This is a genomic window from Hoeflea marina, from assembly GCF_003182275.1.
In the GTDB taxonomy this organism is placed as follows: Bacteria; Pseudomonadota; Alphaproteobacteria; order Rhizobiales; family Rhizobiaceae; genus Hoeflea; species Hoeflea marina.
In genome coordinates this window covers 737,977-760,621 of record NZ_QGTR01000002.1, presented here as the reverse complement: position 1 = coordinate 760,621, position 22,645 = coordinate 737,977, and the positions used below count along the sequence as shown (strand labels likewise).

The window sequence follows — 22,645 nt, the reverse complement described above, 5'->3', positions numbered from 1 at the left end:
GCACGTTTCGCCCCTATGCATATCCGGCCCGCGCGCCGACAGGGAGAGATGCCGCAGTGAACAGGACGCCTTGCACGGAACTCGTGATCTTCGATTGCGACGGTGTGCTCATCGACAGCGAGATCATCAGCTCGAGGGTGCTCATCCGACTGCTGGGCGATGTCGGCGTGCATGTCGATCATGCCCATGTGCAAAGGCATTTCCTCGGCCGCAGCTGGCCCAAGGTCGCAGCGGAAATCCGCATCCAGTATGGCCTCACGCTCGGGACCGAATTCGAGGAGCGCTACCGCAGCGACCTGCTTGCGGCCTTCGAGACCGAACTGCGCCCCGTCGACGGCGTGGAAGCGGTGATCGCCGGGCTCGGCGTGAAGTCCTGCGTCGCCACCAGCTCCAGCCCGAAGCGCGCGCGCCGCTCGCTTGAACTCGCCGGACTGGCCGCAAGCTTCGGCGAGCATGTCTTCACCGCCTCCCAGGTGGCCAACGGCAAGCCCGCGCCGGATCTTTTTCTATACGCGGCGCAATCCATGGGAGTGGCGCCGGAGGCCTGTCTCGTCATCGAGGATTCTCGCCCCGGGGTCGAGGCTGCAAGGGCCGCGGGGATGCCTGTCTGGCGTTTTATCGGCGCCTCGCACATGCGCGGACTTGACATTGCCGGGCCCGATGACGCCGATGGCATTCGACATTTTTCGCGGTGGGCCGAGTTCTTCGAACTGGAACCGTATCTGCGCGGACCAGCGGCAGGGGCAAAGGCGCATGGCTAGCAAGATCGAGACGGAAACCAGCAGGCTCGATGATGCCGCCCGCGCCGGCTGGCTGTACTATGTCGCCGGCAAGACCCAGGACGAGATCGCCCGCAATCTCGGCGTCTCGCGCCAGTCGGCGCAACGCCTGGTGTCGCTGGCCGTCAGCGAGAAACTCGTCAAGGTGCGACTCGACCATCCGATTGCCAACTGCATGGAACTGAGCCACCGGCTGACCGAGCGCTTCGACCTCAAGGTCTGCAGCATTGTCCCGAGCGATCCCGACGCGCCGGCCTCGACGACCGGCATCGCGCAGGCCTGCGCGGCCGAGATGGAACGCCACCTCAAGTCCAACCATCCCAAGATCATCGCCATCGGCACCGGAAGGGCCCTGCGCGCCTCGGTGGAACAGCTCTCGCCGATGGACTGCCCGCAGCACCGCATCGTCTCGCTGCTCGGCAACATGATGTCGGACGGCTCCGCCACGGCCTACAACGTCGTCATCCGCATGGCCGAGCGGGTCAATGCGCGCCATTACCCGATGCCGCTGCCGGTGTTTGCCCGCTCGCCGGAGGAAAAACGGATCCTGCACAACCAGGAACCGGTGCACAACATCCTCGAACTCTGCCGCCAGGCCGACGTCACCTTTGTCGGTGTCGGCAACATCGACATGACGGCGCCGCTGCACCTGGACGGTTTCCTGTCGCGCGACGACATCCGCGCACTGGGCCAGGCGGGCGCGGCCGGCGAGATCACCAGCTGGGTCTACAATCGCAACGGCCAGTTGATCGACGGGCTCGCAAACGATCGTGTGGCCAGTGCGCCGCTGGTCTCGGGTCCGCTCAATCCCGTCATCGGCGTCGCCGCGGGCGAGGCCAAGGTCCGGGCGATTCACGGCGCCCTGGTCGGCGAGCTGATCACCGGGCTGATCACCAACGAGATGACGGCAGAACATTTGCTCAAACTGTGAGCAAAAAAATCCTTCTCCCAATCTTTTGAATTCTCAATGAAAAACCTGAGTTTTTCTGTTTTCATGCTGCAGCGCGGAAACGAATCTCGTTGACATTCGCTCGCCCCAATGTGAACAATTGCCCGTATTGATGGCAATTGCCCATCGGAGTTTGGGAGGAAATTATGAAGAATTTCGTTCGCGCCCTTCTGGGTGCGTCGGCGCTGTGCGCCGCGATGTCGCCGGCACTGGCCGAGACACTCACAATCGCCACCGTCAACAACGGCGACATGATCCGCATGCAGAAGCTGACGGATGATTTCAAGGCGAAGAACCCCGACATCGACCTGGAATGGGTCACGCTCGAAGAGAACGTGCTGCGCCAGAAGGTCACCACCGACATCGCCACCAAGGGCGGCCAGTTCGACGTGATGACGATCGGCACCTACGAAGTGCCGATCTGGGGCAAGCAGGGCTGGCTCGTCAGCCTCAACGACCTGCCCGCCAGCTACGACGTCGATGACCTCCTGCCCGCCATCCGTGGCGGCCTGACGGTTGATGGCAATCTCTATGCGGCGCCGTTCTACGGCGAGAGCTCCATGGTCATGTACCGCAAGGACCTGATGGAGAAGGCCGGCCTGGAAATGCCCGATGCGCCCACCTGGGACTTCATCAAGGAAGCCGCCGCCAAGATGACCGACAAGGATGCCGAAATCTACGGCATCTGCCTGCGCGGCAAGGCCGGCTGGGGCGAGAACATGGCGTTCCTCACCGCTGCCGCCAACTCGTTCGGCGCCAAGTGGTTCGACATGGACTGGAAGCCGCAGTTCGACGGCGAAGCCTGGAAGAACACGCTCTCCTTCTATGTCGACATGATGAACGCATCGGGCCCTCCCGGCGCATCCAACAACGGCTTCAACGAGAACCTGGCGCTGTTCCAGCAGGGCAAGTGCGGCATGTGGATCGACGCCACGGTGGCCGCATCCTTCGTGACCAACCCCGCCGATTCCAAGGTCGCCGACCAGGTCGGTTTCGCGCTGGCTCCCGACAACGGTCTGGGCAAGCGCGGCAACTGGCTCTGGGCCTGGTCGCTGGGCATCCCGGCCGGCTCGCAGAAGGTCGATTCCGCCAAGAAGTTCGTCGCCTGGGCAACCTCGAAGGACTACCTGGCGCTTGTGGCCGAGAAGGAAGGCTGGGCCAACGTTCCTCCCGGCACCCGCACCTCGCTCTATGAAAACCCGGAATACGCCAAGATCCCGTTCGCCAAGATGACGATCGACTCGATCAACGCGGCCGACCCGACCAAGCCGACAGTGGACGAAGTCCCCTACACCGGCGTGCAGTTCGTGGCGATTCCCGAGTTCCAGGGCCTCGGCACTGCAGTCGGACAGCAGTTCTCGGCAGCGCTTGCCGGAACCACCTCCGTCGATGAAGCGCTTGCCAACGCCCAGAACCTGGCGACGCGCGAAATGACCAAGGCTGGTTACATCAAGTAACCGCTCCTCCCGGAGAGGGCCGGATCCTTCGGGATCCGGCCCTGCTTTTCAAGACACTACCCGATTCCGCTCATGCGCCTTCCGCCGACTTCCGCACGGGACGGCTGAACAACGGGGACGACTCTCATGGCCACCGCTCATTCTCGAATTGCCGCCCGCTTCATGTTAGCACCCGCAGTTCTCATGCTGCTGTGCTGGATGATCGTGCCGCTGGCGATGACGATCTATTTCTCGTTCCTGCGCTACAATCTGCTGATGCCCGGCATGGAGCAGTGGGCAGGCTTCGACAACTATTCCTACTTCCTCACCGACCCGGCCTTCTTCACCGCACTGAAGAACACGCTGCTGCTCGTCGGCGGCGTGCTGCTGATCACCGTCATCGGCGGCACGCTGCTGGCCCTGCTGCTCGACCAGGCGATGTACGGCCAGGGCTTCGTCCGCATCATGGTCATCGCCCCCTTCTTCGTCATGCCCACCGTGTCCGCGCTGGTGTGGAAGAACATGTTCATGAATCCCGTCAACGGGCTGTTCGCCTACATGGCCAAGGCGGTCGGGCTGCAGCCGTTCGATTTTCTCAGCCAGGCGCCGCTGGCCTCGATCATTCTCATCGTCGCCTGGCAATGGCTGCCGTTCGCAGCGCTGATCCTGCTTACCGCCATGCAGTCGCTCGACCGCGAGCAGATGGAAGCCGCCGAAATGGACGGCGCCGGCACCTTCAGCCGCTTCATCTACATCGTCGTGCCGCACCTCACGCGGGCGGTCACGGTGGTGATCCTGATCCAGACCATCTTCCTGCTCTCGGTGTTCGCCGAGATCCTGGTGACCACCAATGGCGGCCCGGGCAATGCATCGACCAACATCACCTATCTCGTCTACGCCCAGTCGCTCTTGCAGTTCGACGTGGGTGGCGGCTCCGCCGGCGGCATCGTCGCCGTCATCCTCGCCAATATCGTTGCGATCTTCCTGATGCGGATGATCGGCAAGAACCTGGAGGCGTAGACCATGGCCCGCGCAGTATCCACCCGCCACAAGACGATCGTGACGATCCTGGCCTGGTCGATCGGCTTCCTGATCTTCTTTCCGATCCTTTGGACCGTGCTGACCAGCTTCAAGACCGAGGCCGAAGCCGTCGCCTCCCCTCCCTCGTTCCTCAACTTCAGCTGGACGCTGGAAAACTACACCGAGGTGCAGTCGCGCTCCAACTATGCGCGCCATTTCTACAACTCGGTGGTCATATCGGTCGGTTCGACCCTCCTCGGCCTGCTCATCGCCATCCCGGCCGCCTGGTCGATGGCCTTCGTGCCCACCCGGCGCACCAAGGACATCCTGATGTGGATGCTCTCGACCAAGATGCTGCCACCGGTGGGCGTGCTGATCCCGATCTACCTGATCTTCCGGGACACCGGCCTGCTCGACAGCGTCCCCGGCCTGGTGGTGGTGCTGACGCTGATCAACCTGCCGATCATCGTCTGGATGCTCTACACCTATTTCAAGGAAATCCCCGGCGAAATCCTCGAGGCGGCCCGCATGGACGGCGCCACGCTCTGGTCCGAGATCATCCATGTGCTCACGCCGATGGCCGTGCCGGGCATCGCCTCGACACTGCTGCTCAACATCATCCTGGCCTGGAACGAAGCCTTCTGGACGCTCAACCTGACGGCGGCCAACGCCGCGCCGCTGACCGCGTTCATCGCCAGCTATTCGAGCCCCGAAGGCCTGTTTTACGCCAAGCTTTCGGCCGCCTCGACCATGGCCATCGCCCCGATCCTGATCATGGGTTGGTTCAGCCAGAAACAATTGGTCCGCGGGTTGACCTTCGGCGCCGTGAAATAGGGGAGACGAACATGGGACAGATTACCCTCAAGCAGGTCACCAAATCCTTCGGCAACACCGATGTCATCCGGCCGCTCGACCTCGAGATCGGCGAAGGCGAGTTCGTGGTCTTTGTCGGGCCGTCTGGATGCGGCAAGTCGACCCTGCTCAGGCTGATCGCCGGGCTTGAGGACATTTCCTCGGGCCAGATCCTGATCGACGGCCAGGACGCCTCGCACACGCCGCCCGCCAAGCGCGGGCTCGCCATGGTGTTCCAGTCCTACGCGCTCTATCCGCACATGAGCGTGCGCAAGAACATCGCCTTCCCGCTGAAGATGGCGGGCATGGACCAGGCGGCGATCGACGCCAAGGTCAATGGCGCTGCCAAGGTGCTCAACCTGACCGACTATCTCGACCGGCGCCCAGGCCAGCTCTCCGGCGGCCAACGCCAGCGCGTGGCCATCGGACGGGCCATCGTGCGCGAGCCGAAGGCCTTCCTGTTCGACGAGCCGCTGTCGAACCTGGACGCGGCACTCAGGGTCAACATGCGGCTTGAGATTTCCGAGCTGCACCAGTCGCTGAAGACGACGATGATCTACGTCACCCACGACCAGGTCGAAGCCATGACCATGGCCGACAAGATCGTCGTGCTGTCGGCGGGCCGCATCGAGCAGGTCGGCTCGCCGCTGGATCTGTATCGCCACCCGGCCAACAAGTTCGTCGCCGGATTCATCGGCTCGCCGAAGATGAACTTCGTCACCGGTCCGGAGGCTGCCAAGCATGGCGCCGACACGATCGGCATCCGACCCGAGCACCTCAAGCTGTCCGACAGCGGCTGGGCCGGCAAGATCGGCGTCACCGAGCGGCTCGGATCCGACACCTTCCTGCACGTCCACATGGACGGCATGGACACGATGACGGTTCGCACCGAGGGCGATACGGCGCTCAAGTACGGCGCGCCGGTGCATCTGACGCCCGACCCTGCCTGCATCCACCGCTTCGACGCCCAGGGAAAGACCCTGGCATGAAGCGGCTCGAGGGCAAGATCGCGCTGATCACCGGCTCGGCGCGCGGCATCGGCCGCGCCTTCGCCGAGGCCTATGTGCGCGAGGGCGCCACCGTTGCCATCGCCGACATCGACCTCGGCCGCGCCACGGAAACCGCAGAGGCGATAGGTGATCGCGCCTTCGCCGTGCATCTCGACGTCTCCAGCCAGATCTCGATCGAGGAATGCGTGGCGACCGTGGCTGCCCGCCACGGCGGCATCGACATCCTGATCAACAATGCGGCGCTGTTCGACCTGGCGCCGATCACCGAGATCACCCGGGCAAGCTATGACCGCCTGTTCTCGATCAATGTGGCCGGCACCCTGTTCACCCTGCAGGCGGTGGCACGCGTGATGATTGCCAACGGTCGCGGCGGCAAGATCATCAACATGGCAAGCCAGGCCGGTCGCCGCGGCGAGGCGCTTGTCGGTGTCTACTGCGCCACGAAGGCGGCCGTCATCAGCCTGACCCAGTCGGCGGGACTGAACCTGATTTCACACGGCATCAATGTCAACGCGATCGCCCCAGGCGTCGTCGACGGCGAGCACTGGGACGGCGTCGACGCGCTGTTTGCCAGGCACGAGAACCTGCCGCTGGGGGAGAAGCGCCGCCAGGTCGGCGCCGCCGTGCCGTTCGGCCGCATGGGCACGGCAGAGGACCTCACCGGCATGGCCATCTTCCTTGCCTCCAGGGAGGCCGACTACATCGTCGCCCAGACCTACAATGTCGACGGCGGCAACTGGATGAGCTGAGCCATCCGGCCGGCTCGAAAAGACAGCATTGCCTGCCGCGGTCCATGCCGCCGGCGGGTCTCAACAAGGACGCCAGCATGACTCTGAAACCCGCGCTCTCGACGCTCGCCGACCTCGGCCAACGCGTCTCGGTTCCGAGCTACAGCCGCGCTGATCTCAGCGCCGGCATCGTGCATGTCGGGGTGGGCAATTTTCACCGCGCCCACCAGGCGCACTACCTGCACCGGCTGTTCGACAGCGGCCGCGACCACGACTGGGCCATCATCGGCGCCGGCATCAAGAGCTTCGATGCCGCCATGCGCGGCAAGCTTAAGGCGCAGGACTGGCTGACAACGGTGGTCGAGCTCGACCCCAAGGGCTTCTCGGGCATGATCACCGGCTCGATGATCGGTTTCGCCGAAATCGACGCCGAGGCCACCATTGCCGCCATGGCCGATCCGGCCATCCGCATCGTCTCGCTGACTGTTACCGAGGGCGGATACTACATCGACGCCAAGACCGGCAGCTTCGACGCCTCCCATCCCGACATCGTCGCCGACAGCCGCACGCCCGCTGCGCCGAAAACGGTGTTCGGGATCATCGTTGCAGCCCTAGACCGCCGCCGTCAGGCGGGCCTCGCTCCGTTCACGGTGATGTCCTGCGACAACCTGCCGGAGAACGGCCATGTCGCCCGCGCCGCCGTGCTTGGCCTGGCGCGGCAGATGCCCGGCGACATCGCCGCCCACATCGCCGCCCATGTCGCCTTTCCCTGCGGCATGGTCGACTGCATCACGCCGGCCACAGGGCCACGCGAGATCGACCTGGTCAGGGATCGCTTCGGCATCGATGATGCGGCGCCCGTGGTCTGCGAGCCGTTCCGGCAGTGGGTGCTGGAGGACAATTTCCCGCAGGGCCGACCGGCGCTGGAAACGGTGGGAGTCGAATTCGTCAAGGACGTCGCCCCCTACGAACTGATGAAGCTCCGGATTCTCAATGGCGGCCATGCGGTGATCGCCTACTCATCGGCGCTGCTCGGCCACGAATTCGCCCATGACGCCATGGCCGATCCGCTGATCGCCGGGTTCCTGGAGAAACTCGAATTCGCCGAGATGATCCCCACCGTGCCGGAGATTCCGGGCGTCAGCCTCACCGACTACTACCACAAGGTGGCGGAGCGCTTCGGCAATGCGGCACTCGGCGACACGATCGCGCGGCTCTGTCTCGACGGCTCCAACCGGCAGCCGAAATTCATCCTGCCGACGATCGCGGCGCGGCTCGAGGCGGGACAATCGATTGACGGACTGGCGCTGGAAGTGGCGCTGTGGTGCCGCTATTGCGCCGGAGAGCGCGAGGACGGCAGCAGCTACACGATCGATGACCCGTCGGCCGAACGGCTGCGCGTCCACGGTCACGCCGCCCGCAGCGAGCCACTGAAGTTTCTCGACATGCGCGACATCTTCGGCTCGCTGTCGGACAACGAGATCTTCCGCGCCGCCTTCGCCAAGGCGGTGGCAGCGCTCTGGAAGAACGGCGCCCGGGCGACCCTCGAAGCCTATGTGAAGGGCTGAACGGCGCAGGGCCACCCTTCGCCTTCCGCTTCCCGCCCAGCCGGCGCGGGATTCAGCGGCCCGCTCCGGCCCCTGCCCGGCCTTCCGGCATCCTCCCCGGATGGCCGGGCAGTTCGCGTCTTCGCGCTCCTCAGCCAGACCGGATCATTGACGCCGCCTTTTCGGCAATCGCCACTGTCGGCGCGTTGGTGTTGCCGCCGATCAGCGTCGGCATGATCGAGGCATCGACGACCCGCAGGCGGTCGATGCCGCGGACGCGCAATTGCGGGTCGGTAACCGCCAGCGGATCGCGGCCCATGCGGCAGGTGCCGACGGGATGATAGATCGTGTCGGCGCGGGCGCGGATCTGCGCCATCCAGTCGGCATCGCTCTCCACCCCCTCGGTGTAGAGCTCGCCGGTCTTGTAGCGGGCGAGCGCCGGCGCCTCCATGATCGAGCGGATCAGCCGGGCGCCCTTGAGCAGCAGATCCGCATCCCGCCCGTCGCCGAGATAGTTCGGGTCGATGCGCGGGGCCGCCAGCGGGTTCGGGCCGGAAAGTCCCACTTCGCCGCGCGACCAGGGGCGGAGCACGCAGACATCGGCGGAGTAGCCGAAACCGAGATGCAGCTTGCGTGTGTGGTCGTCGACGATCCCGCCGACGAAATGCAGTTGCAGATCCGGCCGCGGCAGCGCCGGATCCGATCGGACGAAGGCGCCGGCCTCGGCGCCCGGCGAGGCCACTAGTCCCGAGCCGTCGCGGCGCCAGCGCAGGATCTCGCCCACCAGCCTGGCCGCCCCGACCAGGCCGAGCCCGAACACTTCGGTATCGGCCGTCCGGTAGAGCAGCGTGAAGTTGATGTGGTCCTGCAGGTTGGCGCCGACACCCGGCAGGTCCTGGATGACGCCGATGCCGTGGCGCTGAAGCTCGGCCCCCGGCCCGATCCCCGACAGCATCAGCAGTTGCGGCGAGTTGAATGCCCCGCCGCAGAGGATGACTTCGCGGCGCGCGCGAACGCTGCGGTCGCGGCCGCGCCGACGGTAGGCCACGCCGACGGCGCGCCTGCCATCCAGGTCCACCTTGGTCGCATGGGCGCCGGTGATCACCTGCAGATTGGGCCTGGACATCACCGGATGCAGATAGGCCGACGCCACCGAGCAGCGCTCGCCCCGCCTGCCCCGGTCAAAATGCTGGGTGACCTGATAGAGCCCGGCGCCTTCCTGCTCCGGCCCATTGAAATCGTCGTTCCGGCGGATCTGCATCTGCGCCGCAGCCTCGACAAAGGCGCGCGATATGGCGCGCGGCGTCTGCTGGTCGCAGACCTGCAGCAGGCCGGAGCCGCCGTGTAACCCGTCCGCGCCGCGCTGGTTGCGCTCGGAGCGGACAAACCAGGGCAGCATGTCATCCCAGCCCCAGCCCTCGCAGCCGGAGGCGGCCCAGTCGTCATAGTCGGACGGATGGCCGCGGACATAGAGCATGGCGTTGAGGCCGCTCGAGCCGCCGAGCATCCGGCCGCGCGGCTGGAACCCGCGGCGGCCGTCGAGCCCCGCCTGCGGTTCGGTGGCGTAAGCCCAATTGTTGATTTTCGGTCTTCCCGGCAGCATGGCCACAACGCCGAGCGGCGCGCGAACCAGAATTCCCCGGCCGTCGCCGCCCGCCTCCAGCAGGCAGACCGTCACGCCGGGATCTTCCGACAGCCGTGCGGCCAGCACCGACCCGGCCGAGCCGCCGCCAACGACCACATAATCGAATTCCATCCCGCCGCCCCTCCGACACGACGCCCCCATTGCCGCCGGTGCGGCCTCCCCGCCGCTGCCGACCGGTCGACGCTACCGCATGGCGGCCAGCGCACCAACGGGTTGTTTCTGGCAATCGTGATTTTCATGACCGCATGCCACGTGGGCGGGAGCAGGCCCAAGCCTCGGAGCTCTGCACGGCGCTCGGCTGTTGGAACCCGGGGAAGGCCGGTTCGGCAGACAAGCGCGCGGTCCGTGGACCCGCCGAGGCGACGGCGCCGCTCAGATGGCGGCGCGGTCGGCCAGCCGGGAGAGATCGGGCACCACCACATGACGGTTGTGGTCGATGATGATGATCCCCTCCTTGCGCAGCTTGGTCATCTGCCGGGACACGGTCTCGATGGTCAGGCCAAGGAAATCGCCGATGTCACCGCGGCTCATCGGCAGGTCGAAGTCGGAGCAGTCCGTTTCCAGCTCCGGGTCGGCGTGGGTTGCAATCAGCAGCAGGAAGCTCGCCACCTTTTCCGACGCCGTCTTGCGTCCCAGGGTGAGCATCCAGTCGCGGGCCTCGTCGAGCTCGTTGAGGGTCTGCTCATGCAGCTTGTGTTCCAGTTCGGGCATTTCCCGGATCATGCGGTCCATCGCCGCCTTCGGGAAGCTGCACAATTCCACATCGGTGGCGGCTTCCGCGGTGACGCCGTTCTCCTGGCGCAGCGGACGGCCGAGAAAGTCCGGCGCGAACTGCAGCCCGACAATCTGCTGGCGGCCATCGGCCATCATCTTGGACAGCTTGACCACGCCGGAAATGATGTTGGAGTAGGATTTGGTCTCCAGGCTTTCGCCGCTGAGTTCCTGCCCGGCCCCGGCGCCGTGGCGGGACGAGTGGCGGCTGAGCCGGACGAGTTGCTCTGGCGAGAGCACGCCGCAGATGCCGCGGTGGCGCGATTCGCACGATCGGCACAGAACCGGAAGTTCAGAGTTGTGGACATCCTTGCGCACGAAATCCATGAGGCACCCCGATCCGTTGTCGCGATTGCATCTACCAAATCATCAGATTGAATATATTACGACATGAGCATATCAAATCTGCGACGACACATAACAGATTCAGTAGATTATAACCAGAAATCGTTGCCGGACAAAAAAATACGGCGACCCGAGGCCGCCGTATCTGTATTTTATTCTGCCTGCCCAAACTTTCACAAGGACCAGGCATCCGGTTCAGGCGTTGGCGTGATAGAGACGGTTCTGGAACAGCGTGGCGCCGCCCAGGCCGTGCAGATTCTTGGCGATTGCCAGCACGCCGAGATCGATCAGCGGCTCGACGACGACAACCGTCATGTAGGCGGCGGCGAATGTGGCGACCGAAGCGAGGTTCTCCGCGCCGAAGCCGTGGCCATAGACAACCCAGAACGCCACCCAGGCGACAATGCCGCCCTGGAAGGTCACCGAAAGGGTCAGCGCCTGCATGTAGCTCACATCCTTGTAGGCTGTGCGGGCCGGGATGATCCGCTTGGCCAGCGCCGCCATGGCAAACAGCGGCACGATCAGCGTGGTGATGTTCATGCCGTATTGCGGCAGGTCGAACGGCGCGAAGAACACGCCCTGCAGCAGCAGGCCGAGCACGAGGCCGATGGCGGCCGGACCCGCTCCGAAAACCAGGAACAGCGTCGAGCCGAGAATCAGGTGCACCTCGGAGACGCCCACCGCTTCATGCGGGAAGACTTCGAAAAAGGTGAAGACGAGTGCGGTCGTGGCGACCGAGCGAAGCGCGGCGGCGGCAATGCTGCCATGCTCGCGCACGGTGTCGACGGCCATCTTGCCGACCAGGCCCAGCGAGGCGGCGGCGGTCGCGTAACTCAGGACGATCTTGGCGCCATCAACGACGCCGGGTTCGATATGCATGATTTTCTTCCTTTCCACACCCACCGTGTGGTTTCGTGACGGGTTGTGGCGCGTGACGCGCCGGCGTTCGATGGCAGGTCTCCTGGCTTGCAGATCGTCGCTTCATCCACCTTCCCGGCCTCGGCCAGTGGTCGTCCGGATGTCGCTCATTGCTCACAGTTGCGGGGGCAGCCACGGTTTCGGTCCCTCATCGGGTCGACCTCACCGTGTTCCCTTTTTCATCCGCCTTGCCTTGGGCTCGGCGGAACCATCGCATCCATGAATAGGCAAGGCGGCCGCCTTGCGCAATCCCGCCGACGGCATCGGCTGGTCATTTTCAACCCGGCGGGCGGCCCGGCCGCCCGCCGGGGCCGGGTCAGGAGACCAGGCGGCGCAACGGGCCGATGCGCTGGATAACGAGCGCATCGAGCGCCAGAACCACGATCAGCGTCAGCCCGACCAGCGGAAACATCAGCGACACCAGCACCATGACGATGGCGGCACCTTTCCACAGCGGCATCTCGGCACCGCGCGGCGGCGCCGCCAGGCGCACCGCCTGCGAGGGCCGGCGCATCCACCACATGACGATCCCTGAGACCGACAGGAATATCACCGACAGGCAGAAGACGGTGTTGAGCGCGACGTTCCACCAACCCGCGGTGCCTTCGTGGAGCGCGACGCCGACGGCCATGGCCTTGCCCGGCAGCGAATAATCGGCAAACCCGACATCGGCGAGGATGTTGCCGGTGAAACGGTCGACATGCACGGTGCGGTCGACCATCGGATCGGTGGAATCAAAGCTCATGGAATCCTGCGACAGCGTCCAGACGCCGGCGTCTCCGGCGGGATAGTTGATGCGGAAGCGTCCTTCCAGGCCGAGATCGCGCCCCAGTGCGGCAATGGCGCCGACATCCGGGTTCATGCCCGCCGAACGGGCCTCGATCGCGACCTCGGAACCGGATTCCGGCATCGGTGTCTTCTCCAGCGCCCAGGGCACATCCTTGGTGGCGCCGTGGTTCATGGCGGCATGGGTCTTGTCGGAGAGGGGGACATTGTCCCACTTGGCGGCCGGGAACGTGCTCCAGGCCTGCACGAAACGGTCGCCCCAGATGCCGGTCCACGACATGCCGGAGATGAGAAAGGCCACCAGCAGGATCGCGACGTAGAAGCCGACGGAGCGGTGGAGCGATTTCCAGCGCTCCCGGCCCCTGGCGAAGACGGCAGGCACCAGCACGCTGCGCCAGTCCTGGCCGCGCCGCGGCAGCCACATGTAGAGCCCGGTGATGACGAGCACGATGCCGAAGCCGGCGGCAATCTCGATGAGCCGATCGCCGAGATCGCCGATCAGCAGTGATCCGTGGATGTCGTTGGCAAAATCGTACCAGCCGGCCTGACGGTTCCAGGTCTCGACCACCTCCGTGCGATAGGGATCGACTGCCACCATCGTCTGCGCGTCGCCCTGCGAGACACGGAAGACGGAGACGCCACGGGCGTCCATCGGGCCGATCCACTCGACCAGTTCGGAGCCCGGCACGGCGGCCAGGGCGGCATCGGCCTGCAGCGACAGCGCGGCCACCGCCTGACCCGGCTCGACGGTGATCTTCTCCCCGTCCCGGCCGTCAAACACCATCGTATAGAGCATGATCAGCCCGGTGACGGCGAGCATCAGCAGGAACGGAGCGACATAGAGCCCGGCATAGAAATGCCAGCGCCAGGCTGCGAGATAGAAACGGCTGGCCAGCGGCTTGTCGCGCCGCGAAGCCTCCCGCCCGGGGAATTCGGTGGAAATGTCGGTCATCGAGGGAGCTTTCGTGAATGGCTGCCGCAGGCCGCAAAAGCCGCGCAGCACCAGATTGAGACAAACAGAGAAATTGCATGGCACTTAAGGGCGCGACCGGACCTACCGCAGCGCCGGATGACGCTGCGAGCAGGGTTGCGCGGGCCGAGGGCCCGTTTCGTCCGGTCGGGCTGCCGCAGTTGCCGGCGGCAGCCTCAGGATCGTCGGGGTATCAGCCGCCGTTGCCCATCTTCATGGTCGAATGGTCGGTGCCGGCACCACTCATGTCATCGACCTTGAACTCCACCTCGATCTGGCCCGCCTTCTCGAAGGTCAGGATCGCCTTGCGCATTTCGCCGGGCTTCATCTGTTCCTTGAGCTGCATGAACATGACGTGGTAGCCGCCCGGCTTGAGCTCCACCGAGCCGCCGGCCGGGATTTCCAGGCCATCCGGGAGTTCGCGCATCTTCATGACGTCGCCTTCCATGCTCATCTCGTGAATCTGGGTCTGGCCGGCGAATCCGGTGTCGGCCGAGACAAGACGATCAGCTTCGGAGCCGGTGTTCTCGATGGTCAGGTAGCCGCCCGACACCGGGGCGTTGGGCGGGGTGCCCTTCATGTGCGGATGGTGGATGACGAGATCGCCGAGCTTGAACTCGTGGGCCGCGGCGACGGTGGGAACCGCCAGAGTGGCGATGGCGGCAAACAGGGCGGCTGCGAACAGGGAAAGCGTTTTCATGGATCTGATCCTTGGCTTTGGCGCGCCGGAAAGGCCGACGCCGAACGATGACTTGTGGCCCTCACCCGCGCCGGAGACGGCGCAGAATAGGCCTTTCAGACGGTCAAGCGTTGAGCAAGGGTGGCCCGCGCGGCGGGGTGCCGGGAGCAAAGACACGGGAGGCCGGCCGGTCATCGGCCGCCGGGGGGTGCGCCTGACCGACGAGCACGAACATCGTGTCGGCAACGGCCAGCGGCGACGGCAGCATGGCGCCGGCGGCAATGCGGCAGAATTCGCAATGGCCCGACCTTGCGCCGGACTTGCCGTCGGATCCGTCGCCCGGCAGGCAGAACGACGGCAGCGATCCGTCGGGCAGCGCGTAGGCGGAGAGTTCCGCGGCCGCGGGCGAAGCAACAGCGACCGGACGATGCGCAAAGCCGACCAGAACCAGCGACAGCACGCAGAAGAACCGCGCCCAGCCTGCAATCCCGTGATGGCGTCGTTGTCCGACCATGAATTCCGCCAATTCCGCGAAGACTTCCGCGATCACCGATACATAACCGGCGTGTCCGACGCAAGACCGCGGCGCCCTCGCCGGCCGTCCACGGCGCGGTCAAACTGTCACAGCGACCTCCCGGGGCCGACACACCCTATAACATCGGGCTACCGCAGATATGGCATCGCCTCAAATTTCTGCTCATTCATTGCGCATCGCATTATATTTAGGCAATTCGCTGGAGCGCGGAGGAGCGAGAGCGTCGCCGCGGGGGCGCAATCCGCTGTATTTGTTAGCTTTTGCTGTTTTTGGACGCACCTGGAAGGAACTGGCAAAGGAATTGCAAGGAAGGTCTCGTGGACATAATTACACGGAGGCTTCCATGAATTTCACGACCAAACTTCGCATGGCGGGTGTTGCCGCACTGCTGACATCGACCCTTCTGAGCAATGCGGCGCTCGCCGAAGGCGAGACCATCAAGATCGGCGTCCTTCACTCGCTGTCGGGAACGATGGCGATCTCGGAGACAACGCTCAAGGACACCATGCTGATGCTGATCGAGCAGCAGAATGCCAAGGGCGGCATTCTCGGCAAGAAGCTCGAGGCCGTCGTCGTCGACCCGGCGTCCGACTGGCCGCTGTTCGCCGAAAAGGCCCGCGAGCTGCTCACCGTCGACAAGGTCGACGTGATGTTCGGCTGCTGGACCTCGGTGAGCCGCAAGTCGGTCCTGCCGGTCATCGAGGAACTCAACGGCCTGCTGTTCTATCCGGTCCAGTACGAAGGCGAGGAATCCTCGAAGAACGTCTTCTACACCGGCGCCGCCCCGAACCAGCAGGCGATTCCCGCCACCGACTACTTCCTGGAAGAGCTCGGCGTGCAGAAATTCGCCCTGCTCGGCACCGATTATGTCTATCCGCGCACGACCAACAAGATCCTCGAAGCCTATCTCAAGTCGAAGGGCATTCCGGAAAGCGACATCTTCATCAACTACACGCCCTTCGGTCATTCCGACTGGTCGAAGATCGTCGCTGACGTGGTCGCACTCGGCGCCGACGGCAAGAAGGTCGGCGTGATCTCGACCATCAACGGCGACGCCAATATCGGCTTCTACAAGGAACTGGCCGCAGCCGGCATCTCCGCCGACGACATCCCGGTCGTGGCCTTCTCCGTGGGCGAGGAAGAACTCTCCGGCCTCGACACCTCCAACCTGGTCGGCCATCTGGCAGCCTGGAACTACTTCCAGTCCGCCGACGCCCCCGCCAATGCCGAATTCATCAAGGAATGGAAGGCGTTTGCAGGCGAGAAGCGCGTGACCAACGACCCGATGGAAGCCACCTATATCGGCTTCAACATGTGGGTGAAGGCGGTCGAGAAGGCCGGCACCACCGACGTCGACGCCGTCTCCGCCGCGATCATCGGCGAGACCTTTCCGAACCTGACCGGCGGCACCGCCGAAATGCTACCCAACCATCACCTGTCCAAGCCGGTGCTCATCGGTGAGATCCAGGCTGACGGACAGTTCGACATCGTCAGCCAGACCGAGCCGGTCCCCGGCGATGCATGGACCGACTTCCTGCCGGAATCCAAGGTCCTGGAAGCCGACTGGAAGGATCTCAACTGCGGCATGTACAACACCGACACCAAGACCTGCGTGCAGATGAAGTCGAACTATTAAGACTTCGACACCGCACTGACGCAACGGCGGGGGAAGCCTTCACGGCTTCCCCTCACCCGGCCCGCGGCCCTTACCCGACGAATGGTTCCCCTGATGCTTCGCCATTGCCTCGTCCTGATCGCAACCTTGGTTCTGCTGTCGCCTGTCAAGGCGCAGGATTCCGACCTTCAGATGCTGCTGCAGGCCAACCGCGCCGCCATCGAGAAGGCCTCGCGCAGCACGATCGAGCCGGTGCTCGATGCGCTGGTGGCCAGCAAGCTGCCTTCGGTCTCGAGTTTTCTTGAGAAATGGCGCGAAAAGGAAGTCTGGCAGCGCAAGGACGACGGCCGGTTCTTCTTCGCCCGGCCCGCTGACGGCGGTCAGTATATGCTCATCGACATTGCCACCGGCGCCGAAGCCGGTCTCGCCGACAAGTCGGCGATCGACCAGCTCAAGCCCAACAGCGGCGTGCGCGCCGTCATCGCCTCGACACTGGTCGAGTTCCAGCTGTCCGACCCCGATCCGCTGCGCCGCACGGAGGCCCTGACGGCGCTTGAGCGCGACGCCAACGAGAGCCATCTCGAACCGTTGCGCGGCGCCATCGAAAGCGAAACCGATCCGGCACTCAAGGCCCGCAAGATCAGGCTCGAACGCCTCATCACCATCCGCTTCGGCTCCGACGCGGCGCGGCGGGCCGAGGCCATCCGCTCGTTTGCCGGCGATCTCGGCGTCGACGCCCGCGGCGCGCTCAATCCGCTGGTGGCAACCACTCCCGGATTCGCCGAGGACCTCCCCGCCGGCGTCAATGTCGCCCGCATGCTCACGCCCGGCAAGAGCATCGATCTCGACACCGCCTACGGCATGCTGGTGGATGCCGACAAGGCGCCGCGGGTGGTCTCCACCGAGGCGAGAAAGCAGGCATTGATCGCCCACATGGCCGATGGCCAGGTCGGCGGCATTCCGGTGGCAAGCCTCGACACCCAGGAGGCGCGCGACCGCGCCTACATGGCGCTGGTGGCAGACGGCAGGGTGCCGCCGCTGATCACCCTCGAGATGAAGCAGGCGGAAGTCGCACGGTACCGCTTCTACGAGGCCTATGCCGAGACCGACCCGACGCTGACCGAGGCGGCGGAGGACACGCTGTCCTCGATCAGCCTGCAGGTGGGCTTCAACCGCTTCCTCGACCTGGTGCTCGACGGCCTCTCGCTGGCATCCATCTACTTTCTCGCCGCCATCGGGCTCGCCATCACCTTCGGGGTGATGGGGGTCATCAACATGGCCCATGGCGAGTTCATCATGATCGGCGCCTATACGGGCTACGTGGTGCAGCAGTTCATCCCCAACTACACCGCATCGATCCTGCTGGCGCTGCCGCTCGCCTTCGCCGTCGCCTTCCTGGCCGGCGTCGCCCTGGAGCGGCTGGTCATCCGCCACCTGGCGCACCGGCCGCTGGAGACGCTGCTTGCCACCTTCGGCATCTCCATCGCGCTGCAGCAGATCGCCAAGAACATCTTCGGCACCCAGGCGCGGCCTCTCACATCGCCGGCATGGCTCGACGGCGCCTGGGTGCTCAACGACGTGGTGTCGATCAGCTACATCCGCATCGCCATCTTCGTGCTCGCCCTGGTGTTCCTGGTGCTGCTGCTGTTCATCCTCAACCGGACGCGCCTCGGCCTCGAGGTGCGGGCGGTAACGCAGAACCCGCGCATGGCCTCGTCGATGGGCATCAATCCCGACCGCATCAACATGCTCACCTTCGGCCTCGGATCCGGGATTGCCGGCATCGCCGGCGTCGCCATCGGGCTGTTTGCCAAGGTCACCTCGGAGCTCGGCTCCGGCTACATCGTCCAGAGCTTCATGACCGTGGTGGTCGGCGGCGTCGGCAACATCTGGGGCACGCTGGCCGGTGCCTCGATGATCGGCTCGCTGCAGAAGGCCATCGAGTTCTTCAACCCGTCCAACACGCTGGCGGCCCAGACCTACATGATCATCTTCATCATCGTCTTCATCCAGTTCAGGCCAAAGGGCATCATCGCCCTCAAGGGCCGCGCGGCGGGGGACTGAGCCATGGAGCGCAGCTTCCTCATCCGCCAGCCGTCGGTGCTGGTCTTCCTCGGCCTGCTGGCGCTGTTCACCATCGGCGCAACGGTGCTGTCGGACGGCTACGGCCTCGGACTGATGTCGACCAGCTTCGTCAAGATCCTCGGCAAGACGCTGTGCCTGTGCCTGGTCGCCATCGCCATGGACCTGGTCTGGGGCTATTGCGGCATTCTCTCGCTCGGTCATTTCGCCTTCTTCGGTCTCGGCGGCTACATGATCGGCATGTGGCTGATGTGGGCGCGGACCAAGGACATCGTCATCGCCTCGATGGCAACCGCCGAACTGCCGGCGACGGCGGGCGAGATCCGCGAGGCGATCGGCACGCAGATCTTCGGCGTCGTCGGCGGCTCCAGGATCCCTGCGATCTGGGCTTTCGCCGACAGCCTCGCCATCCAGCTCATCCTGGTGCTGCTGGTGCCGGGGCTGCTGGCATTGGTGTTCGGTTGGCTCGCCTTCCGCAGCCGGGTGACCGGCGTCTACCTGTCGATCCTGACCCAGGCGATGACGCTGGCGCTGTCGCTCTACCTGTTCCAGAACGACTCCGGCCTCAGGGGCAACAACGGCCTGTCTGGGCTGCAAAACATTCCCGGCCTCACCGACCTGTCGCAGTCGGTGATCTCGATCTGGTTCCTCTGGGCCTCGGCGCTGGCGCTGGCGCTCGGCTATCTCGGCACCGCATGGGTGGTGTCGGGCAAGTTCGGCCATGTCATCCGCGCCATCCGCGACGACGAGGCGCGGATCCGCTTCCTTGGCTATTCCGTGGAAGCCTACAAGCTGGTCGTGTTCGTGCTCTCCGCGCTCATCGCGGCCGTCGCCGGCGCGCTCTACTATCCGCAGGCAGGCATCATCAACCCGGCCGAAGTGGCGCCGATCGCCTCGATCTATCTCGCCGTCTGGGTCGCCATCGGCGGCCGCGGCCGCATCTACGGCGCGGTCATCGGCGCGGCGCTGGTGTCGCTGCTGTCGTCCTGGTTCACCGGCGGACAGGCGCCCGACATCCCGCTCGGCTTCTACACGGTCAGATGGGTGGACTGGTGGCAGGTGCTGCTCGGCCTCGGTTTCGTGCTGGTGACGCTTTATGCGCCGCGCGGCATCGGCGGCATGTTCGACCGGCTGTTCAGAAAGGACGTCTCATGACCGGCATGATCCACGACGCCAGTTCGATGAATGCGCTGCTGGAGGTCACCTCGGTTTCCGTGTCCTTCGACGGCTTCCGGGCCATCAACAACCTCTCGTTCCAGATCGGCGGGCACGAACTGCGCGCCATTATCGGCCCGAACGGCGCCGGCAAGACCACCTTCATGGACATCGTCACCGGCAAGACACGTCCCGACAGCGGCCGGGTGCGCTTTGGCGAGCAGTCCCTCGACCTGCTCAAGCTGAGGGAAAGCGACATCGCGCGGGCCGGCATCGGCCGCAAATTCCAGCGCCCCACCGTGTTCGAGGCGCAGAGCGTGTTCGACAATCTGCTGATGGCGCTGAAGAAGGACCGGTCGCCGTTTGCCGTGCTCCGCCACAGGACCGGCGCGGAGGACAGGACGCGCATCGAGGAGATCGCGGCCGAGGTGGGGCTGGCCGAGCAACTGCACCGGCGCTCCGGAGAACTGTCACACGGCCAGAAGCAATGGCTGGAGATCGGGATGCTGCTGGCCCAGGACCCGAAGCTGCTGCTGGTTGACGAACCGGCCGCCGGCATGACGCTGGGCGAGCGCGAGCATACCACCGACCTGCTCAAGGCTGCTGCCCGGACCCGCGCCGTCATCGTGGTCGAGCACGACATGGAATTCGTCCGCCGGCTCGACTGCCAGGTGACGGTGCTGCACGAGGGCTCGGTGTTGGCCGAGGGCTCGCTCGACCACGTTACCGCCAATCCCGACGTCATCGACGTCTATCTGGGCCGCTAGGATGAGCATGCTGCAAATTTCCGACCTGACACTGCATTACGGCCAGTCGCAGATCCTCAACGGCGTTTCGCTGGAGGCGCATGTCGGCCAGGTCACCTGCGTGATGGGCACCAACGGGGTGGGCAAGACAAGCCTGCTCAAGGCAATTTCCGGCGTGCACCCGAGGAGCGGCGGCCATTACCTGCTGGATGGCGAGCCGATCGCCAGGCCGCCTGCCTATGCTCTCGCCGCCAAGGGCGTGGGCTACGTGCCGCAGGGGCGCGACATCTTTCCACTGCTGACGGTGGCCGAGAATCTCGAGACCGGATTCGCCTGCCTGCCGCGGGGCGAGCGGCGGGTGCCGGGCGAGATCTACGACTTGTTTCCTGTGCTCAAGGACATGAGCCACCGCCGCGGCGGCGACCTGTCGGGCGGCCAGCAGCAGCAATTGTCGATCGCGCGGGCATTGGTGACGCGGCCGAAGCTGCTGCTGCTCGACGAACCGACCGAGGGCATACAGCCCAACATCATCCAGCAGATCGGCAGGGTGATCAGCCATCTCCGGTCGGAAGGAACTATGGCGATTGTGCTGGTGGAACAGTATTTCGAGTTCGCCCACGCGCTCGCCGACCGCTTCGTCGTGCTCAAGCGCGGCGCGGTGGTCAAATCCGGCGACAAGACCACGCTCTCCAAGGACGAACTGCGGGCCGCCGTTTCGGTCTGAACCGGCACTCAACGCGATTGCGTCCGGACTAACCGTCCTCGAACTGGCTGGACGGGATCACCAGGGAATAGCTCACACGACCATCGTCGATCTGGTATTTCGCCTTGGCGGACAGCGCCTGCGGGACAATGCGCTCAAGCACCACGCTGCCGAAGCCATTGATGTCGGGCAGCGGCGGGGTGGTATCGGATTGAGGAAACGACTCATTCCAGTCCACATGCAACATCCCCTCGCCGTTCTCGCCCTTGCGCACCTGGGCAACGATGGAAATCCGCCCGTCGGGTGATGAGAGGGCGCTGCGACTGGCGGCGTTGACGGCGAGCTCGTGCAGCGCCAGACCGAGATGAAGCGCCGCATTGGGCAGCAGATGCGCGTCAACCCCGGATATCGCGATCTGCTTTTGCGAGTTGTCGGTGTACAGGCCCAACTGGCCCTCGACAAGTTCGCGGAAACCCGCTCCGCGCCAGTCGGAATCGGTGACCAGATCCTGCGACCGTGACAGCGACTGCAACCGCCCGCGGAACGCCACCAGAAATCCGTCGAGACTCGTCGAGGAGCGCGCCGTTTGGGATGCAATCGCCTGGATTATGGCAAGCAGGTTCTTGGAGCGATGGCTGAGTTCGCGCAGCAGGGTCTTGAGCACCTGCTCGCGGTATTTCACATCGTCAATGTCGGTGGCCGTGGTGAAAAGCCCGCTCACCTCGCCATTGGCGTCGATGTCGGGCTCGATGCTGAATGCGTACCAATGACGGTTGCCTCCGTCATCAACCGAAGCCTCGATCTTGGCAGGCTCGCCGGTTTCCAGCACCCGCCGTTTGAGCTTAAGGACGCGAACCGCGGTATCCTCGTCGAACAGCACATCGTCCGACAGTTCCCGCATGTCCTCGAAAGCCGGCCAATGCTGAGGCGAATTCGCGACGAGGTGGCACCTGAGCTTCGCATCCTGATAGAGCACGGTTATTCCTGTCCGACGGATTCCCGCTAGAAGGATGCGCAACCGATCCGCTTGGATGGCGTCAGACGTCTTCACTCGGTATCCTCAAACAAGGCTGCGAACCGGCCTCAATTCAGTTAAAATCAATGGCAGCCAACCATGGGTCGCCTGCCATCCTGCGCTCGGAACCGCATCTTCAATCCACGAACGACCGCTCTGGCGGTCACACCTTTCGGGTGAAATTGAACATGATGGAAATCAGCAGGAAGGCGAGGAACAGGAAGAAAAGCACCTGGGCTACTCCCGCCGATGCGCCAGCCACGCCGCCGAATCCCAGCACGCCAGCCACGATGGCCACGACCAGGAACACTAGAGCATAGTACAGCATCAGATTCTCCAATTCATCTTGGGTGCGATGT

Annotated in this window: 21 protein-coding genes and 1 riboswitch; of the genes, 13 read left to right on the top strand and 8 right to left on the bottom strand. The window is 64.6% G+C overall.

Annotated features, from left to right (window positions below; all coding sequences use genetic code 11):
• Positions 1-56 precede the first annotated feature (56 nt).
• The 8 genes from DFR52_RS10020 to DFR52_RS09985 all read left to right on the top strand — a co-directional run bounded on the left by DFR52_RS10020 (position 57) and on the right by DFR52_RS09985 (position 8,342).
• Complete coding sequence (locus tag DFR52_RS10020) at positions 57-761, top strand: HAD family hydrolase (RefSeq protein ID WP_110031780.1); 705 nt, start codon at positions 57-59, stop codon at positions 759-761.
• Complete coding sequence (locus tag DFR52_RS10015; RefSeq protein WP_110031779.1) at positions 754-1,710, top strand: sugar-binding transcriptional regulator; 957 nt, start codon at positions 754-756, stop codon at positions 1,708-1,710. The genes DFR52_RS10020 and DFR52_RS10015 overlap by 8 nt, the downstream gene beginning before the upstream one ends.
• Before the next feature lie 164 nt (positions 1,711-1,874).
• Positions 1,875-3,185, top strand: coding sequence for an ABC transporter substrate-binding protein (locus DFR52_RS10010; RefSeq protein WP_110031778.1), 1,311 nt, complete (start codon positions 1,875-1,877; stop codon positions 3,183-3,185).
• Positions 3,186-3,311: 126 nt separating this feature from the next.
• A complete protein-coding gene (locus DFR52_RS10005) occupies positions 3,312-4,184 on the top strand; it encodes a carbohydrate ABC transporter permease (protein WP_110031777.1) in 873 nt (290 codons plus the stop codon).
• 3 nt (positions 4,185-4,187) lie between these two features.
• Positions 4,188-5,018, top strand: coding sequence for a carbohydrate ABC transporter permease (locus tag DFR52_RS10000; RefSeq protein WP_110031776.1), 831 nt, complete (start codon positions 4,188-4,190; stop codon positions 5,016-5,018).
• An 11-nt stretch (positions 5,019-5,029) separates the two neighbouring features.
• A complete protein-coding gene (locus DFR52_RS09995) occupies positions 5,030-6,025 on the top strand; it encodes an ABC transporter ATP-binding protein (protein WP_110031775.1) in 996 nt (331 codons plus the stop codon).
• Positions 6,022-6,795: an L-iditol 2-dehydrogenase gene (locus tag DFR52_RS09990; RefSeq protein ID WP_110031774.1), complete on the top strand. Its 774-nt coding sequence runs from the start codon at positions 6,022-6,024 to the stop codon at positions 6,793-6,795. The genes DFR52_RS09995 and DFR52_RS09990 overlap by 4 nt, the downstream gene beginning before the upstream one ends.
• Positions 6,796-6,872: 77 nt before the next feature.
• Positions 6,873-8,342, top strand: coding sequence for a mannitol dehydrogenase family protein (locus DFR52_RS09985; protein ID WP_110032057.1), 1,470 nt, complete (start codon positions 6,873-6,875; stop codon positions 8,340-8,342).
• A 130-nt stretch (positions 8,343-8,472) separates the two neighbouring features.
• Here the strand turns inward: DFR52_RS09985 and DFR52_RS09980 are convergent, their stop codons facing one another.
• The 6 genes from DFR52_RS09980 to DFR52_RS09955 all read right to left on the bottom strand — a co-directional run bounded on the left by DFR52_RS09980 (position 8,473) and on the right by DFR52_RS09955 (position 14,949).
• Positions 8,473-10,077, bottom strand: coding sequence for a GMC family oxidoreductase (locus DFR52_RS09980; protein ID WP_110031773.1), 1,605 nt, complete (start codon positions 10,075-10,077; stop codon positions 8,473-8,475).
• A gap of 261 nt (positions 10,078-10,338) precedes the next feature.
• Positions 10,339-11,064, bottom strand: a complete 726-nt coding sequence (locus DFR52_RS09975) for a Crp/Fnr family transcriptional regulator (RefSeq protein ID WP_110031772.1) — start codon at positions 11,062-11,064, stop codon at positions 10,339-10,341.
• 213 nt (positions 11,065-11,277) lie between these two features.
• A complete protein-coding gene (locus DFR52_RS09970) occupies positions 11,278-11,961 on the bottom strand; it encodes an energy-coupling factor ABC transporter permease (RefSeq protein WP_110031771.1) in 684 nt (227 codons plus the stop codon).
• A gap of 55 nt (positions 11,962-12,016) precedes the next feature.
• Positions 12,017-12,228, bottom strand: a riboswitch (cobalamin riboswitch).
• Positions 12,229-12,316: 88 nt separating this feature from the next.
• Positions 12,317-13,738: a PepSY-associated TM helix domain-containing protein gene (locus tag DFR52_RS09965; RefSeq protein ID WP_210205814.1), complete on the bottom strand. Its 1,422-nt coding sequence runs from the start codon at positions 13,736-13,738 to the stop codon at positions 12,317-12,319.
• A gap of 211 nt (positions 13,739-13,949) precedes the next feature.
• Positions 13,950-14,456 carry a copper chaperone PCu(A)C gene (locus tag DFR52_RS09960; protein WP_110031770.1) on the bottom strand — a complete coding sequence of 169 codons (507 nt, stop codon included), beginning with the start codon at positions 14,454-14,456 and terminating at the stop codon, positions 13,950-13,952.
• Positions 14,457-14,559: 103 nt separating this feature from the next.
• Entirely contained in the window at positions 14,560-14,949 is a 390-nt protein-coding gene (locus DFR52_RS09955; protein WP_146215581.1) for a hypothetical protein, read from the bottom strand.
• 388 nt (positions 14,950-15,337) lie between these two features.
• On the opposite strand from DFR52_RS09955, the gene urtA reads away from it, so the two are divergent.
• From urtA to urtE, 5 genes are all read left to right on the top strand, one after another.
• On the top strand, positions 15,338-16,606 hold the full coding sequence (gene urtA / locus DFR52_RS09950; RefSeq protein WP_110032055.1) for an urea ABC transporter substrate-binding protein: 1,269 nt from the start codon (positions 15,338-15,340) through the stop codon (positions 16,604-16,606).
• 93 nt (positions 16,607-16,699) lie between these two features.
• The gene (urtB, locus tag DFR52_RS09945; RefSeq protein ID WP_110031768.1) at positions 16,700-18,649 is read left to right on the top strand and encodes an urea ABC transporter permease subunit UrtB; all 1,950 of its coding nucleotides are present in this window, start codon (positions 16,700-16,702) and stop codon (positions 18,647-18,649) included.
• 3 nt (positions 18,650-18,652) lie between these two features.
• Entirely contained in the window at positions 18,653-19,822 is a 1,170-nt protein-coding gene (urtC, locus tag DFR52_RS09940) for an urea ABC transporter permease subunit UrtC (protein ID WP_110031767.1), read from the top strand.
• Entirely contained in the window at positions 19,819-20,589 is a 771-nt protein-coding gene (urtD, locus tag DFR52_RS09935; RefSeq protein ID WP_210205812.1) for an urea ABC transporter ATP-binding protein UrtD, read from the top strand. Before urtC ends, urtD begins: the two co-directional genes overlap by 4 nt.
• A gap of 7 nt (positions 20,590-20,596) precedes the next feature.
• Positions 20,597-21,292 (top strand): urea ABC transporter ATP-binding subunit UrtE, encoded by a 696-nt coding sequence (gene urtE, locus DFR52_RS09930; protein ID WP_110031766.1) that lies wholly within the window; start codon positions 20,597-20,599, stop codon positions 21,290-21,292.
• Positions 21,293-21,320: 28 nt separating this feature from the next.
• Here urtE and DFR52_RS09925 read toward each other — a convergent pair whose 3' ends face one another.
• Complete coding sequence (locus tag DFR52_RS09925) at positions 21,321-22,247, bottom strand: sensor histidine kinase (protein ID WP_342587900.1); 927 nt, start codon at positions 22,245-22,247, stop codon at positions 21,321-21,323.
• A gap of 202 nt (positions 22,248-22,449) precedes the next feature.
• Entirely contained in the window at positions 22,450-22,614 is a 165-nt protein-coding gene (locus tag DFR52_RS09920; protein ID WP_110031765.1) for a DUF1328 domain-containing protein, read from the bottom strand.
• Between the last annotated feature and the right edge of the window lie 31 nt (positions 22,615-22,645).